Origin of the sequence: Streptomyces sp. WZ-12 (genome assembly GCF_028898845.1) — a bacterium.
In the GTDB taxonomy this organism is placed as follows: domain Bacteria; phylum Actinomycetota; class Actinomycetes; order Streptomycetales; family Streptomycetaceae; genus Streptomyces.
Genome location: NZ_CP118574.1, coordinates 2,122,188 through 2,136,361, shown reverse-complemented (window position 1 = coordinate 2,136,361; position 14,174 = coordinate 2,122,188). Strand labels below are relative to the sequence as shown.

Sequence of the window (14,174 nt, the reverse complement as noted above, 5' to 3'; positions counted from 1 at the left end):
CTCATGCCTCCGGGGCTTCGAAAGTGCTCTTGCGGGTCATGCCGGCGGCCCGGCCCTTTCCGGCGATCACCAGCGCCATTTTGCGGCTCGCCTCGTCGATCATCTCGTCGCCGAGCATCGCCGAACCCTTCTTCCCGCCCGCCTCGGACGTGCACCACTCGTACGCGTCCAGGATCAACTCGGCGTGGTCGTAGTCCTCCTGGGACGGTGAGAAGACCTCGTTGGCCGCCTCCACCTGGCCCGGGTGCAGCACCCACTTGCCGTCGAAGCCGAGCGCGGCGGCGCGGCCGGCGACCTCGCGGTAGCCGTCGACGTTCTTGATCTGGAGGTAAGGGCCGTCGATGGCCTGGAGGTTGTGGGTGCGGGCCGCCATCAGGATGCGCATCAGGATGTAGTGGTAGGCGTCCGCCGGGTAGCCGGGCGGCTGTTCGCCGACCACCAGGGACTTCATGTTGATGGACGCCATGAAGTCGGCCGGGCCGAAGATGATGGTCTCCAGACGGGGCGAGGCGGCGGCGATCGCGTCGACGTTCACCAGGCCCTTGGCGTTCTCGATCTGCGCCTCGATGCCGATCCGGCCGACCTCCAGGCCCATCGTCTTCTCGATCTGCGTCAACAGCAGGTCCAGGGCCGTCACCTGCGCGGCGTCCTGCACCTTCGGCAGCATGATGCAGTCGAGGTTCGCCCCGGCGCCCTCGACGACCGTGACGACGTCCCGGTAAGTCCACTCGGTGGTCCAGTCGTTGACCCGCACCACCCGCGTCTTGCCCGTCCAGTCGCCCTCGTTGAGGAACGTGACGATGGTGTGCCGGGCCTCCGGCTTGGCCAGCGGCGCGCAGGCGTCCTCCAGGTCCAGGAACACCTGGTCGGCCGGCAGGCCCTGGGCCTTCTCCAGGAAACGGGGGTTGCTGCCGGGCACCGCCAGGCAGGAACGGCGCGGACGCAGGCGCTGCACGGCAGAAGAGGCAGGAGCGAGGGGGGCACCCCCGGACGGGGTCTGGGGGAGGCTTCCCGCCGGGGCGGTGGCGGGCGACGGGCGGGCGGTCATGCGAGGACCTCCATGGGGTCGAGTTTGTTCGCGGTGCGGATCTCGTCGACGATACGGCCGATGATCTCCGTGATCCCGAAGTCCTTCGGGGTGAAGACGGCGGCGACACCCGCCTCGCGCAGCGCGGCCGCGTCCGCGGACGGGATGATGCCGCCCACGATGACCGGCAGTTCGGGCGCTCCGGCCCGGCGCAGCCGCGCCAACACGTCCGGCACCAGCGCGGCGTGCGACCCCGACAGGATCGACAGCCCCACGCAGTGCACGTCCTCGGCGACCGCCGCCGCCACGATCTGCTCCGGGGTGAGCCGGATGCCTTGGTATACCACCTCGAAACCGGCGTCCCTGGCCCGCACGGCGATCTGCTCGGCGCCGTTGCTGTGCCCGTCCAGGCCGGGCTTGCCGACCAGCAGCCGCAGTCGCCCACCGCCGAGTTCGGCCGCGGTCCTCGCGACCTTCTCGCGGACCGCCGCCAGCGGCGTGCCGGCCTCCGCGGTGACCGCCACCGGTGCGCCCGAGACGCCCGTCGGAGCCCGGAACTCGCCGAAGACGTCCCGCAGCGCCCAGGCCCACTCGCCGGTCGTCACGCCGGCCCGTGCGCACTCCAGCGTCGCCGGGAAGAGGTTGGCGGTGCCCGCCGCGGTCTTCTTCAGCGCCGAGAGCGCCTCCTGCGCCCGCAGTTCGTCCCGGTTGTCCCGCCAGTCGTGCAGGGCCCGTACGACGCGCTCCTCGTTGGCCGGGTCCACCGTCAGGATCGCGGATTCGCCGGATTCGCCGCCGGCGGTGAGCGGGTTGGGCTCGGTCGACTCGAAGCAGTTGACGCCGACGATCTTCTCCTCGCCGGACTCGATCCGGGCCCGCCGCTCGGCGTGCGCCGACACCAACTGCGACTTCAGATAGCCGGATTCCACGGCCGCCATCGCGCCGCCCATCTCCTGGATCCGGTCGATCTCGGCCAGGCAGTCGGCCACCAGAGCTTCCACCTTGGCCTCGATGACGTGCGACCCGGCGAAGATGTCCTCGTACTCCAACAGGTCCGACTCGTGCGCCAGCACCTGCTGGATGCGCAGCGACCACTGCTGGTCCCACGGGCGGGGCAGGCCCAACGCCTCGTTCCAGGCCGGCAGTTGGACGGCGCGGGCGCGGGCGTCCTTGGAGAGCGTGACGGCCAGCATCTCCAGGACGATCCGCTGGACGTTGTTCTCCGGCTGCGCCTCGGTCAATCCCAGGGAGTTGACCTGGACGCCGTAACGGAAGCGGCGCTGCTTGGGGTTCTCGATGCCGTAGCGCTCGTGCGTGATCCTGTCCCAGATCTGCGTGAACGCCCGCATCTTGCACATCTCTTCGACGAACCGGACGCCCGCGTTGACGAAGAACGAAATGCGCGCGACCACCTCACCCTTGCGGTCCTCGGGGACCTGGCCGGACGCGAACACCGCGTCCAACACGGCGATCGCGGTGGACATCGCGTAGGAGATCTCCTGGACCGGAGTGGCTCCCGCCTCCTGCAGGTGGTAGCTGCAGATGTTGATCGGGTTCCACTTCGGGATGTTGTTGACCGTGTACGTGATCATGTCGGTGGTCAGCCGCAGCGAGGGACCCGGCGGGAAGACGTGCGTCCCGCGCGAGAGGTACTCCTTGACGATGTCGTTCTGCGTGGTTCCCGCCAACTTGCCGGTGTCGGCGCCCTGTTCCTCGGCGACCACTTCGTAGAGCGCCAGCAGCCACATGGCGGTGGCGTTGATGGTCATCGAGGTGTTCATCTGCTCCAGCGGGATGTCCTGGAACAGCCGCCGCATGTCGCCCAGATGGGACACCGGGACCCCGACCCGACCGACCTCGCCGCGGGCCAGGACGTGGTCGGGGTCGTATCCGGTCTGCGTCGGGAGGTCGAACGCGACCGACAGGCCGGTCTGGCCCTTGGCGAGGTTACGCCGGTACAGCTCGTTGGACGCCTCGGCGGTGGAGTGCCCGGCGTACGTCCGCATCAGCCACGGACGATCCTTCTGACGCTCAGTCATGTGATCCCGATTCTCAGGCGTTCCGCCCGGAGGCGCCGGCGTGCTGCCCCGGCGCGTCGTTGCGGAACAGATTGATCGCGTCGATGTGCTTGGCGCGCTTCTCCTCGTCGCGCACGCCCATGCCCTCCTCGGGGGCCAGGCACAACACGCCGACCTTGCCCTGGTGGATGTTGCGGTGGACGTCGTGCGCTGCCTGGCCGGTCTCGTCCAGGCGGTAGGTCTTGGAGAGCGTGGGGTGGATCTTGCCCTTGGCGATCAGGCGGTTGGCCTCCCATGCCTCCCGGTAGTTGGCGAAGTGCGAGCCGACGATCCGCTTCAGCGACATCCACAGGTAGCGGTTGTCGTACTCGTGCTGGTAACCGGAGGTCGAGGCGCAGGTAACGATGGTGCCGCCCTTGCGGGTGACGTAGACCGAGGCACCGAAGGTCTCCCGGCCCGGGTGCTCGAAGACGATGTCCACGTCCTCGCCGTCGGTCAGTTCGCGGATCCGCTTGCCGAACCGCTTCCACTCCCTGGGGTCCTGGTTGTGCTCGTCCTTCCAGAACTTGTACCCCTCGGCGCTCCGGTCGATGATCGCCTCGGCGCCCATCTTCCGGCAGATCTCCGCCTTTTGGTCGTTGGAGACCACACAGATCGGGTTGGCGCCGCCGGCCAGCGCGAACTGCGTGGCGTACGAGCCGAGGCCGCCGCTGGCGCCCCAGATCAGGACGTTGTCGCCCTGCTTCATCGCCGCGCCGTTCTGCGAGACCAACTGCCGGTAGGCGGTGGAGTTCACCAGCCCCGGGGCCGCCGCCTCCTCCCAGCTCAGGTGCCGCGGCTTGGGCATCAACTGGTTGGACTTGACCAGCGCGATCTCCGCCAGGCCGCCGAAGTTGGTCTCGAAGCCCCAGATCCGCTGCTCGGGGTCGAGCATGGTGTCGTTGTGGCCGTCGGAGGACTCCAACTCCACGGACAGGCAGTGCGCGACCACCTCGTCGCCGGGGTGCCAGGCGTTGACGCCGGGGCCGGTGCGCAGCACCACGCCGGCCAGGTCCGACCCGATGACGTGGTAGGGCAGGTCGTGCCGCTTGGCCAGCGGCGAGAGCCGCCCGTAGCGCTCCAGGAAGCCGAAGGTCGACAGCGGCTCGAAGATCGAGGTCCACACGGAGTTGTAGTTCACCGAGGAGGCCATCACGGCCACCAGGGCCTCGCCGGGGCCGAGTTCGGGCACCGGCACGTCCTCGACGTGCAGGGACTTGCGGGGGTCCTTCTCGCGGGTGGACAGGCCGGCGAACATGTCGGCCTCGTCCTTGTGCACGGTGACCGCGCGGTACGACTCGGGGAGGAGAAGGGCGGCGAAGTCCTCGCGGGTACTGTCGGGCGCGAGGATCGCGTCGAGTATCTGGTTCACGGTATGCCTCCGGCGAAGCACGTATGGAACGGCTTGAGGGAACGTCGGGGGTGGTGCGGGGCGGTGCCGTCGGTTCGGCCGGTGGTGCTCGGCATGGCGCGGGTGAGCGCGGGTCCAGCGGTAGCTGGGAGGTGCCTGTGACGCAGGCGTCCGGGCGCGCGAAGTACTTGCGGGGACAGTCGGCGCACCGGGGTTGATCGGTGTGCCGGCCGCCCGGACACCAACAACGTATGACACCGCGTGCCAGCCCGCAAGACACTGAGTGCCATGAATTTCTCGGTTGAGTAAACCGGGCTTCAGATGAGCGATGATCGCTCAACTGCGCCCGCGTCGGCGCCGATTGGGGCGCCCGCGGCCGGAATGGGGACCGCCCCGCCCGCGTCCGCCATGGGAAGACGGCGGACGCGAACGGGGCGGGTGGTGGGATGCGTTACGGATCTTGCCCGGGCCCGGGCCCGGGCCCGGAGCCGCGGGCTCGGGTCAGTGGTGTTCCTTGAGGGCCTTGCGGATGGTGCGCATGACCTCGTCGAGGGGGGCGTCGGTGCGGGCGACCGCGACCAGTACCTCGCCCTCCCGGGAGACGGCGGCCGGCGGCGCCTCCGCGGAGGTGGCCCGGCCCGCGCCGATGCCCGCGCCGAACGTCTCCCGGACGATCTCGAAGGCGTGGTCCAACTGGGTCTCCACATCGCCCTCCGCGCCGGCCCGCAGCCAGCGGCGCAGCACGTGGTTGTGCGCGGTGACCACGGCGGACGCGGCGACCTCGGCGAGCAACGGGTCGTCGTCGCCCTCGCGGTGCGCGCCCTCGTCGAAGTGGCCCAGCAGATAGCGGGTGAACAGCCGCTCGTAGCGGGCCACCGAGGCGATCTCGGCCTCCCGGAGGGTGGGTACCTCACGGGTGAGGCGGTAACGGGCCACCGACACCGCGGGCGCGGACGCGTACATCCGCATGACTTCCTTGATGCCGCGGCAGACCGTGTCGAGGGGGTTCTCGTGCGGCGGGGCGGCGTCCAGGACGGCCTCGGCGCGCACCAGGGTGTCGTCGTGGTCGGGGAAGATCGCCTCTTCCTTGGAGCGGAAGTGGCGGAAGAAGGTGCGCCGGGCGACGCCCGCGGCGGCCGCGATCTCGTCGACCGTGGTCGCCTCGTATCCCTTCGTCGCGAACAGCTCCATGGCGGCGGCCGAGAGTTCCCGGCGCATCTTGAGGCGTTGGGCGGCCGCCCGGCGGGTGCCGGGAGTGGGGGAGTCGGAGGCGTCGGAGGAGTGCGGGCGAGCGGGCTGGGACATGTGGGGAAGGTACTGCATATTCCTGCGTCCTGCGGCATGAGGTGCCGCTCCGACCCGCGTGACCTGGGGCGGGCCGCCGGCCGAGGGCTCCAGCAGTCCGCCCCACCCGCCCCCGCTCCGGGGGCGCCGCCGCGGGTCAGCGCCGGGCGTACTCACGGAAGCCGCGGCCGGTCTTCCGGCCGAGGCAGCCCGCCGCGACCAGGTGCTCCAGCAGCGGCGCCGGTGCCAGTCCCGGGTCGCGGAACGCGGCGTGCAGCACCTTCTCGATGGCGAGGGAGACATCCAGACCGACCACGTCCAACAGCTCGAACGGGCCCATCGGGTAGCCGCCGCCCAGCTTCATCGCGGCGTCGATGTCGTCCGGCGACGCGTAGTGCTCCTGGACCATCTTGACCGCGTTGTTCAAGTACGGGAACAGCAGCGCGTTGACGATGAACCCGGCCCGGTCGCCGCAGTCCACCGGGTGCTTGCGGACCTTCGCGCAGACCGCGCGCACCGTGGCGTGCACGTCGTCGGCGGTGAGGACGGTGCGGACCACCTCGACCAGCTTCATGGCCGGCGCCGGGTTGAAGAAGTGCATCCCGATGACGTCCTGGGGGCGCGAGGTGGCGCGGGCGCAGGCGACGACCGGCAGCGAGGAGGTGGTGGTGGCCAGCACGGCGCCCGGCTTGCAGACCGTGTCCAGGGTGCGGAACAACTGCTGTTTGACGGCCAGTTCCTCGGCCACCGCCTCCACCGCCAGGTCGACGTCGGCGAACGCGTCCAGCGACCCGGACGGGGTGATCGCCGCCAGCGCCGCGTCGCGCGCCTCGGCGGTCAGCCGGCCCTTGTCCACCGAGCGGCCCAGCGACGCGGCGATCCGGGCCTTGGCCCGCTCCGCCTTCTCCTGGCTGCGGGCGGCCAGCACCACCGCGAAGCCCGCCTTGGCGAAGACCTCGGCGATGCCGCTGGCCATCGTGCCGGAGCCGGCGACGCCGACGCTGCGGACCGGACGGCCGGCCGCCCGGCCGTCGGCGTCGGTGCCGGCCGGCGTGAGGTCGTCCGGCACGACGGTCGCGGAACCGGGCGCCTCATAGGTGTAGAAGCCGCGGCCCGCCTTGCGGCCGGTCAGCCCGGCGTCCGCGAGCTGGCCGAGGATCGGCGCGGGCGCGTGCAGCCGGTCGCGGGACTCGGCGTACATCGCCTCCAGGACCGTACGGGCGGTATCCACGCCGATCAGGTCGAGCAGGGCCAGCGGCCCCATCGGCAGGCCGCAGCCGAGCCGCATCGCGGCGTCGATGTCCTCGCGGGTGGCGTACCGCGACTCGTACATCGCGGCGGCCTGATTGAGATAGCCGAACAGCAGCCCGTCGGCGACGAATCCCGGGCGGTCGCCGACCGCGATCGGGTCCTTGCCCAACTCGCGGGCGAGGTCGGTGACGGCGGCGACCGCGGTCGGCGCGGTCAGCACCGAGGAGACCACCTCGACCAGCTTCATGGCCGGCGCCGGGTTGAAGAAGTGGACGCCGAGCACCCGCTCGGGGCGCTGGGAATCGGCGGCGAGCCGGGTCACCGACAGCGCGTTGGTGCCGGTGGCCAGGATGGTGTCCGGGCGCACGATGCCGTCCAGCGCGGCGAAGATCTCCCGCTTGAGGTCGTAGTCCTCCGGCACCACCTCGATGACGAGATCGGCGTCGGCGGCGGCCCGCAGATCGCCGGCGGTGCGGAAGCGGGACAGCGCGTCCTGCCGCTCCCGTTCGGTGATCCGCTCCCGCTGCACGGCGCGGGCGGTGGCGGTTTCGAGGGCGGCCCGGGCCCGCCGGATCGCGGACTCGTCGGTGTCGATGCCGATGACCGTGCGGCCGGCGCGGGTCAACACCTGGGCGATGCCGGTGCCCATGGTGCCCAGGCCGACGACGGCGACGGTGGACAGGGACAGCGCGGAGCGGACGGTGGAGAGATCAGGGGTGGACTGAGGGCCCATCACGAGACTCCTGAGGGTGTTCCCCTTGTAAGGGCAAGGGGAGAACGTGACGACTGAAGGGGCTGGCGCACGGCGCGGAACACTGCGGCAACGCGCGGTCTACCGGCGGCGGTTGGGCCGCGGGAGCCACGGCACCGCGGGCGGCGCCTACTGTGGAGGAGCGCGGCGGACCCTGTCCCGAGGCCGCGCTGCTTCCCCCCTGAGGGGCGTGCTGTGTGGATGCCGCGCGCGGGGCTGTCGTGCCCGCGCACGCGTGGTGCTGTTGCGGTGTGCCGAACCGACGTCACACTCCGGCGGCTGCGTCACCAGGCCGCCCGAGCAGGGGTGCTGCTCGTTGAAGCAGGTTAACCGGTGGGTAACCGAAGCGCCAGGGGTAATGCGGGGCATGAGGTTGTGGTGCGGGCCACGCCGGGAGAGCCGGCCCGGCCAGCGGGAGGGGAGCGGTAAATGGAAGACGAATTCCATGAGTTGACGGACCGGGTGCGGGCCGAACTCCGCTCCCCGCAGGATCTGGTCGCCTACGAGCGGCTGCTCGGGCTGGCCCGCAAGAACACCCCGGCCGGCCGCGAGGAACTCGCCCGGATACTGACCGCGGTGGAACGCCCCCTGTGGGCACGGGAGATCGCCGCCTTCATCCTGGGCTGCGCCGGCGACAAACGCGCCTTCGAGACCCTGGTCCTGCTGCTCAACTACCGCGAACCGGTCCGCTGCGCCACCGCCGCCCACGCCCTGGGCAAGCTGGGCGACCCGCGCACCGCCCGGGCCGCGGCGGCCCTGGCCACCAACCCGCTGCGCACCGCCTACGCCCTGCACCCCGTCCGCCTGCTCGCCGAACTCCGCGCCCCGCAGTCCGTCCCGGCACTGATCGCCACCCTGGAACGGCTGTTGACCCCGCACAACCCGTACTGGCGGGTCGCGTTGGCCTGCGTGGAGGGGCTGGGCGCGCTCGGCGACAAGCGGGCCGTGCCGGCGCTGCGGGCGGCCGCCGCCCATCCCCGGCTGGCCGCGGCCGCCTCGGCATCCCTGGCCCGCCTCGGCGTCCACGAGGACCCACCGGGGGTGGTCAGCGGCTGGGCCGCCGACAGGGCGCCAGGAGAGGCCGGCCGTGCCGGCCCGGTCGCCTAGGGGCACGGGGCCACCGCCCTACGGGAGCGGGCGCCGGTAGCGCAGCTCCGGAACGCGCCAACCGGCCACGTCGTCGGACCGCTCCGCCCCGTCCGGTGCGAACCCGGCCCGCTCGTAGAAGCGTTGGGCACGGGCGTTGCCGCGCACCACCCACAGGGACAGCGCGCCGAAGCCCCGGGCCCGCGCCCGGGCCGTCCCGGCGGCCAACAGCGCCCGGCCGACGCCCGTCCCGATGAGCGGCGGCGCCACGTAGAGGGCCAGCAGCTCGGCCGCGGGCGAGCGGCCGGACAACTCCCCGCCGCCCGGCGCGAGATCGGGATCCCGGGCCGGTCCGGCGGCCAGCCAACCGACGACCTTGCCGGACCGCTCGGCCACCAGCTCCCACGCCTCGGGCCGGCGGCGCGCGAACCACTCCCGCCGCCGCTCGGCGTCCTCCGCCACGCTCAGCGCCGCCAGGTACGCCGGTGGCATCAGCCCCCGGTACGCCGACCGCCAACCACGGACCCGTACTTCCGCGACCGCGTCGACATCGGCCTCCGCCATCTCGCGTACCCGCAACCCCCGCTCCGGCCGCACCGCCATCCCCTCATCAGCCCCATCCGTCCCCCGCATCGCGGTCTCCACGACATCCGCCTCCCCGTCCGGCACATTCCGTCGAGGGTCCGGTCCGTCGTGGACGCCGGTCAATCCGATTTCGGTCCGCCCGGCCACTCCTGGGGAACGCCTCCTGGACACCGCACGTGACCTTGCCCCTGGGGTCAGGGTCCGAGGCTTCCGGCATGGCACTCACACCTCTGGAGACCGCCGGGGCGCCGCGCACCGGGCACGGCCGCCAGGGACCGCCTGGCGCGCGCCCTGGACGCCGCCGGTCCCTGAAAGTCGCGCCGGGCCCGCCCGGGCGCGCAGGGGCCCGTCCGGCGCCTCACAGCAGCGTCAACTGCGTGGCCTCAGGCGTCGGTTCGTCCGTCTCGGCAGGCGGTGCGGGCTCCGGCCGGATCCGCCGCGCCTGACCCGGCCGGAACGGCCCGAGGCCGTACTCGGCCGCCAACTCGTGCACCTGCCGGGTGATCCGGCGCTGGTACCACCTGGGCGCGTACGCGCCGCCGGCGTAGAGCGCCTCGTAGCGGCGCACCAGGTGCGGATGGTGACGGCCCAACCAGGACAGGAACCACTCGCGGGCGCCCGGCCGCAGATGCAGCACCAGCGGCGTGACCGAGTCGGCGCCCGCCTCGGCGACGGCCCGGACGGTGGCCCGCAGTTGCTCCGGGGTGTCGGACAGGAACGGGATCACCGGGGCCATCAGCACTCCGCAGGGGATGCCGTGGGCGGTGAGGGTGCGCACCACGTCCAGGCGGCGCCCGGGGGCGGGCGTGCCCGGTTCGACGGTGCGCCACAACTCGCCGTCGAGGAAGCCGACGGAGACCGAGATGCCCACGTCGGTGACGCCGGCGGCCTGCCGCAACAGTTCCAGATCGCGCAGGATCAGGGTGCCCTTGGTGAGGATCGAGAACGGGTTGGCGCGGTCCCGCAGCGCCGCGATGATGCCGGGCATCAGGGCGTAGCGGCCCTCCGCCCGTTGGTAGCAGTCGACGTTGGTGCCCATCGCGAGGTGGTCGCCGCGCCAACGGGGTGCGGCCAGCTCCCGGCGCAGCAGTTCGGGGCCGTTGACCTTGACCACGATCTGGGTGTCGAAGCCGAGGCCGGTGTCCAGGTCGAGGTAGCCGTGGGTGCTCCGCGCGAAGCAGTAGACGCAGGCGTGGCTGCACCCGCGGTACGGGTTCACGGTCCATTCGAACGGCATCCGGGAGGCGCCCGGGACGCGGTTCACCAGGGAGCGGGCGCGCACCTCGTGGAAGGTGATGCCGCGGAACTCGGGGGTGTCCACCGTTCGGGTGACGACATCCGTGCCGAACAGCGCGGATGGGCTTTCGCCCAGATTGTCCCAGCGCATCGGGCCTCCTGTTGCGATCCTGCCGAGCCCCCGGGTCGATAATAGAACACACATTCGCTTCCGGGGTGTCAACCCGGATTTGGGCCCGCTGCCCAGTGGTGGTTGGCTTGGCCGCGCACCGCAGGTTGGCGGCGCACGCAGGTCCGGCAGCCGACTACTGGAGGAAGGCACACATGGGGCAGGTAGAGGCCACCACGCAGCGCGAGATCGCGGCGGATCCGGAGGATGTGTTCGACGCGCTCGCCGACTACAGCGGCACGCGCCGGCAACTGCTGCCCGAGCAGTTCAGCGAGTACGAGGTCCGTGAGGGCGGCGACGGCAAGGGCACCCTCGTCCACTGGAAGCTCCAGGCCACCAGCAAGCGGGTGCGCGACTGCCTGCTGGAGGTCGACGAGCCGACCGACGGCCAGTTGGTGGAGAAGGACCGCAACTCCTCGATGGTGACCACCTGGGTCGTCACCCCGGCCGGCGAGAACCGCGCCAAGGTCGTCGTCACCACCACCTGGCAGGGCGCCACCGGCATCGGCGGCTTCTTCGAGCGGACCTTCGCCCCCAAGGGACTTGGCCGGATCTACGACGCGATCCTCGCCAACCTCGCGGCCCACATGGAGAAGTGAGGGCGGCTCCCGCCGTAACCCGTTCGGGGAGCGGTCATGCTCACCGGTTCGGGTGGTTTCCCTCGGGCGGCGTCGTCCGTGCTTTCGGCCGGCCCGTCGGCGGAAACCCCAGATGGGAGCCCAAGAGGCGCCCCAGATGCGGCACTTGACGTCCGTTCCCGCCCCTCCTGTTCCGATTCTCCTCGCTTGATCGTTGTTGTCGCCGGTGCGAGAAATGGGCGCCCGCAGCAGCGTGACGAGGGGAGCAGGACGTGGGCGGGACCACCCTGAGCGAGCGGGACCGGCCGGACGGGCCGACCGCCGCCGAGGCGACCGCGGACCCGGCGCCGCAACCGGCCGAGCCGGCGAACGCCGGGCCACCCAAGGCCCTCTCCGGCCCCCGGCCGCCGAGGGCGCCCCTCCCGGTGCTGCTGGCGCTGGTGCTGCCCGCGGCCCTCGGCCAGACCGCCGTCGTCCCCGCGCTCCCGGCCCTCACCGCCGAACTGCCCGGCCACCCAACGGCGTTCTGGGTGGTGACCACCTGCCTCCTGGCCACGGCCGTCGGCCTGCCCCTGGGAGGCAAGCTGGGCGACCTGCTCGGCAAGAAGGGCGCCCTGCTCCTCGCGCTGCTGGTCTTCACCGTCGGTGCGGGGCTGGCCGGGGCGACGCACGCGCCGCCCCAACTGCTCGCGTTCCGGGCCCTCCAGGGCCTCGGCGCCGGCGGCCTGCTGAGCGGGGTCCACGCGACCCTCGCCGAGACCACGCCGCACCAGGGGCCGGGCCGGGGCCGGAGCACGGCCGTCGCCGTCACCTACGCCGTGGGGCTGCTCGTCGGCCCGTTGGTCGGCGGATACTGCGCCGACCACGGTGCCTGGCGCTGGAGCCTCACTCTCAACGTGCCGCTCGGCCTGCTGCTCCTCCCCGTTGCCGCGGCCGCGCTACGGCTGTCCCGGCCTACCGGCCGCCGCCCCCGCCCCGACCTCGTCGGCGCGCTGCTCCTCGCCGCCCTCGCCATCTGCCTGACCCTGCTGGCCAGTTGGGGCGGCACCCGCTACCCCTGGGACGCGCCGCTGGTCCTCGGCCTGGGAGGCGGCGCACTGGCCGCCGCGGCACTCTTCCCCGTCGTCGAGTGCCTCGTCACCGCGCCGCTGATCCCGCCCCGGCTGCTCCGGGAGGTGCTCTTCGGACGCACCGGCCTGGTTGCCGCGGCCCTCGGCCTCGCCCTCTACGGGGCGCTCCGCCACCTCCCGGCCGCCCTGCCGCCGGCCGGCGGCCCCACCGCCACCGCGTCCGCGCTGTCGATGCTGCCCCTGCCGGGCGCGCTGCTGCTGGCCTGGTTCACCGCCGACCGGATCATCCGCCGCACCAGCCACGTCATGGTCTTCCCGTTCCTGGGCTGCGCGGCGGCAGCGGCGGGCAGTTGGCTCCTGGGCCACCCGCGCCCGGGCGCCTCCCGGATGGCCCTCGGCCTGTGGGCCGGCCTCCTGGGCCTCGGACTCGGGCTGGTGTTGCCGGTGCTGGTGCGCGCCGTCCGCGCCCGCGTGCCCGACCCCGACCCGGCCGGCGCCCTCGTCTGCCTCCGGCGGCTCGGCGGTGGCATCGGCGCGGCCCTCGCCGCCGCGCTGCTCGTCGACCGCCTCGGCGCCCAACTTCCGCTCCCCGGCGGGCTCGTGGGCCCGCACCTGCCACACGCCCTGCCCGCCGCGCTGCGGGACGGCTACGGCGCCCTCGCCGCCTACGCCGAGGCCGTGCCCGGCAGCCTCCTCTTCCTCGCCCCGGCCCTCGTCCTGGGCATCCTGCTCGCCCTCTTCCGGAAAGAGAACACCCTGGTGTCCCACGTCCCACAGACCTCACCGACCACATTCCCGCCGTACGGCGACCCCGCGGACCCCGCCGTCCCACCGGCCCGCTCCGCGGCCGACACCCCGGCCAACCCCGCGGCCAACGGGGACGGTTACCCGACCGGCCGCCCGGCGTACGCCGGGGCGCCCGCGCCCGCGACGGCCGGCGTCCCGATGTGCGGCACCGTCCAGCACCACGACGGCAGCATCGTGCCGCGCGCCGCGCTCACCCTCATCGACGTCGCCGGCCGGCAGATCGGCCGCGGCGCCACCGGGGAGGACGGCCGGTACGCCCTGAGCACCCCGGGGGCCGGCGCCTACGTGCTGATCGCGGCCGCCGGCGGCCACCAGCCGCAGGCCGTCACCGTGACCGTCGGCGAGCGCCCGGTGGAGCTGGACGTGGTGCTCGGCGGCGCCGGACGGCTCGCCGGCACGGTCACCACCGCCGACGGCACCCCCGTCCGCGACGCCATGGTCACCCTCACCGACGTCCGCGGCGAGGTGGTGGCCACCACCCGCAGCGGCCGCGAAGGCGGCTATGTCATCGGGGAGTTGGTGGCCGGGGAGTACACCCTGGCCTCCAGCGCCCCGGCGTTCCGCCCGGCCGCGCTCCCGGTCAGCGTCCAGGCGTCCCGCGAAACCCGCCAGGACATCGAACTGGCCGGCGGCGCCGTGCTGCGCGGCACCGTACGGGCCGGCGACGGGCGCCCGGTGGAGGACGCCCGGGTCACCCTCCTCGATGCCGCCGGCAACGTCGTGGACACCGCGACCACCGGCCCCGACGGGCTGTTCCGCTTCGTCGACCTCTCGGCCGGCGAGTACACCGTGATCGCCGCCGGATACCCGCCGGTCGCCACCGTGCTGCGGGTCGCGGGGGGCGGCCGGACGGAGCGGGACCTCCAACTGGGGCACGAGGACTGACGCGACGTCCTCACTCGCGCATGCGCCCGCGCACGCC

Annotated in this window: 10 protein-coding genes; 3 read left to right on the top strand and 7 right to left on the bottom strand. The window is 72.7% G+C overall.

Features of this window, described 5'->3' with window-relative positions; all coding sequences use genetic code 11:
• Position 1: 1 nt before the first annotated feature.
• From PV796_RS09155 to PV796_RS09135, 5 genes are all read right to left on the bottom strand, one after another.
• On the bottom strand, positions 2 to 1,048 hold the full coding sequence (locus PV796_RS09155) for an HpcH/HpaI aldolase/citrate lyase family protein (RefSeq protein WP_274912441.1): 1,047 nt from the start codon (positions 1,046 to 1,048) through the stop codon (positions 2 to 4).
• On the bottom strand, positions 1,045 to 3,066 hold the full coding sequence (locus PV796_RS09150) for a protein meaA (RefSeq protein WP_274912440.1): 2,022 nt from the start codon (positions 3,064 to 3,066) through the stop codon (positions 1,045 to 1,047). The genes PV796_RS09155 and PV796_RS09150 overlap by 4 nt, the downstream gene beginning before the upstream one ends.
• A 13-nt stretch (positions 3,067 to 3,079) precedes the next feature.
• Positions 3,080 to 4,456, bottom strand: a complete 1,377-nt coding sequence (ccrA, locus tag PV796_RS09145; protein ID WP_274912439.1) for a crotonyl-CoA carboxylase/reductase — start codon at positions 4,454 to 4,456, stop codon at positions 3,080 to 3,082.
• 480 nt (positions 4,457 to 4,936) lie between these two features.
• Positions 4,937 to 5,740, bottom strand: a complete 804-nt coding sequence (locus PV796_RS09140; protein ID WP_274912438.1) for a TetR family transcriptional regulator — start codon at positions 5,738 to 5,740, stop codon at positions 4,937 to 4,939.
• 136 nt (positions 5,741 to 5,876) lie between these two features.
• Positions 5,877 to 7,703, bottom strand: coding sequence for a 3-hydroxyacyl-CoA dehydrogenase family protein (locus tag PV796_RS09135; RefSeq protein ID WP_274912437.1), 1,827 nt, complete (start codon positions 7,701 to 7,703; stop codon positions 5,877 to 5,879).
• Between the two features lie 447 nt (positions 7,704 to 8,150).
• Here PV796_RS09135 and PV796_RS09130 point away from each other — a divergent pair, with 447 nt between their 5' ends.
• Entirely contained in the window at positions 8,151 to 8,828 is a 678-nt protein-coding gene (locus PV796_RS09130; protein ID WP_274912436.1) for a HEAT repeat domain-containing protein, read from the top strand.
• Positions 8,829 to 8,846: 18 nt separating this feature from the next.
• Here PV796_RS09130 and PV796_RS09125 read toward each other — a convergent pair whose 3' ends face one another.
• Positions 8,847 to 9,371 carry a GNAT family N-acetyltransferase gene (locus tag PV796_RS09125; protein ID WP_274918939.1) on the bottom strand — a complete coding sequence of 175 codons (525 nt, stop codon included), beginning with the start codon at positions 9,369 to 9,371 and terminating at the stop codon, positions 8,847 to 8,849.
• A 379-nt stretch (positions 9,372 to 9,750) separates the two neighbouring features.
• Positions 9,751 to 10,779 (bottom strand): Rv2578c family radical SAM protein, encoded by a 1,029-nt coding sequence (locus PV796_RS09120; protein ID WP_274912435.1) that lies wholly within the window; start codon positions 10,777 to 10,779, stop codon positions 9,751 to 9,753.
• Between the two features lie 173 nt (positions 10,780 to 10,952).
• Here PV796_RS09120 and PV796_RS09115 point away from each other — a divergent pair, with 173 nt between their 5' ends.
• Positions 10,953 to 11,396, top strand: a complete 444-nt coding sequence (locus tag PV796_RS09115) for an SRPBCC family protein (RefSeq protein WP_274912434.1) — start codon at positions 10,953 to 10,955, stop codon at positions 11,394 to 11,396.
• A gap of 251 nt (positions 11,397 to 11,647) precedes the next feature.
• A complete protein-coding gene (locus PV796_RS09110) occupies positions 11,648 to 14,137 on the top strand; it encodes an MFS transporter (protein WP_274912433.1) in 2,490 nt (829 codons plus the stop codon).
• Positions 14,138 to 14,174 lie beyond the last annotated feature (37 nt).

Coding starts and splice junctions, on each gene's coding strand:
- PV796_RS09155 (WP_274912441.1), bottom strand. CDS start 1,048: ATGACCGCCCGCCCGTCGCCCGCCACCGCCCCGGCGGGAAGCCTCCCC.
- PV796_RS09150 (WP_274912440.1), bottom strand. CDS start 3,066: ATGACTGAGCGTCAGAAGGATCGTCCGTGGCTGATGCGGACGTACGCC.
- PV796_RS09140 (WP_274912438.1), bottom strand. CDS start 5,740: ATGTCCCAGCCCGCTCGCCCGCACTCCTCCGACGCCTCCGACTCCCCC.
- PV796_RS09135 (WP_274912437.1), bottom strand. CDS start 7,703: ATGGGCCCTCAGTCCACCCCTGATCTCTCCACCGTCCGCTCCGCGCTG.
- PV796_RS09130 (WP_274912436.1), top strand. CDS start 8,151: ATGGAAGACGAATTCCATGAGTTGACGGACCGGGTGCGGGCCGAACTC.
- PV796_RS09125 (WP_274918939.1), bottom strand. CDS start 9,371: ATGGCGGAGGCCGATGTCGACGCGGTCGCGGAAGTACGGGTCCGTGGT.
- PV796_RS09120 (WP_274912435.1), bottom strand. CDS start 10,779: ATGCGCTGGGACAATCTGGGCGAAAGCCCATCCGCGCTGTTCGGCACG.
- PV796_RS09115 (WP_274912434.1), top strand. CDS start 10,953: ATGGGGCAGGTAGAGGCCACCACGCAGCGCGAGATCGCGGCGGATCCG.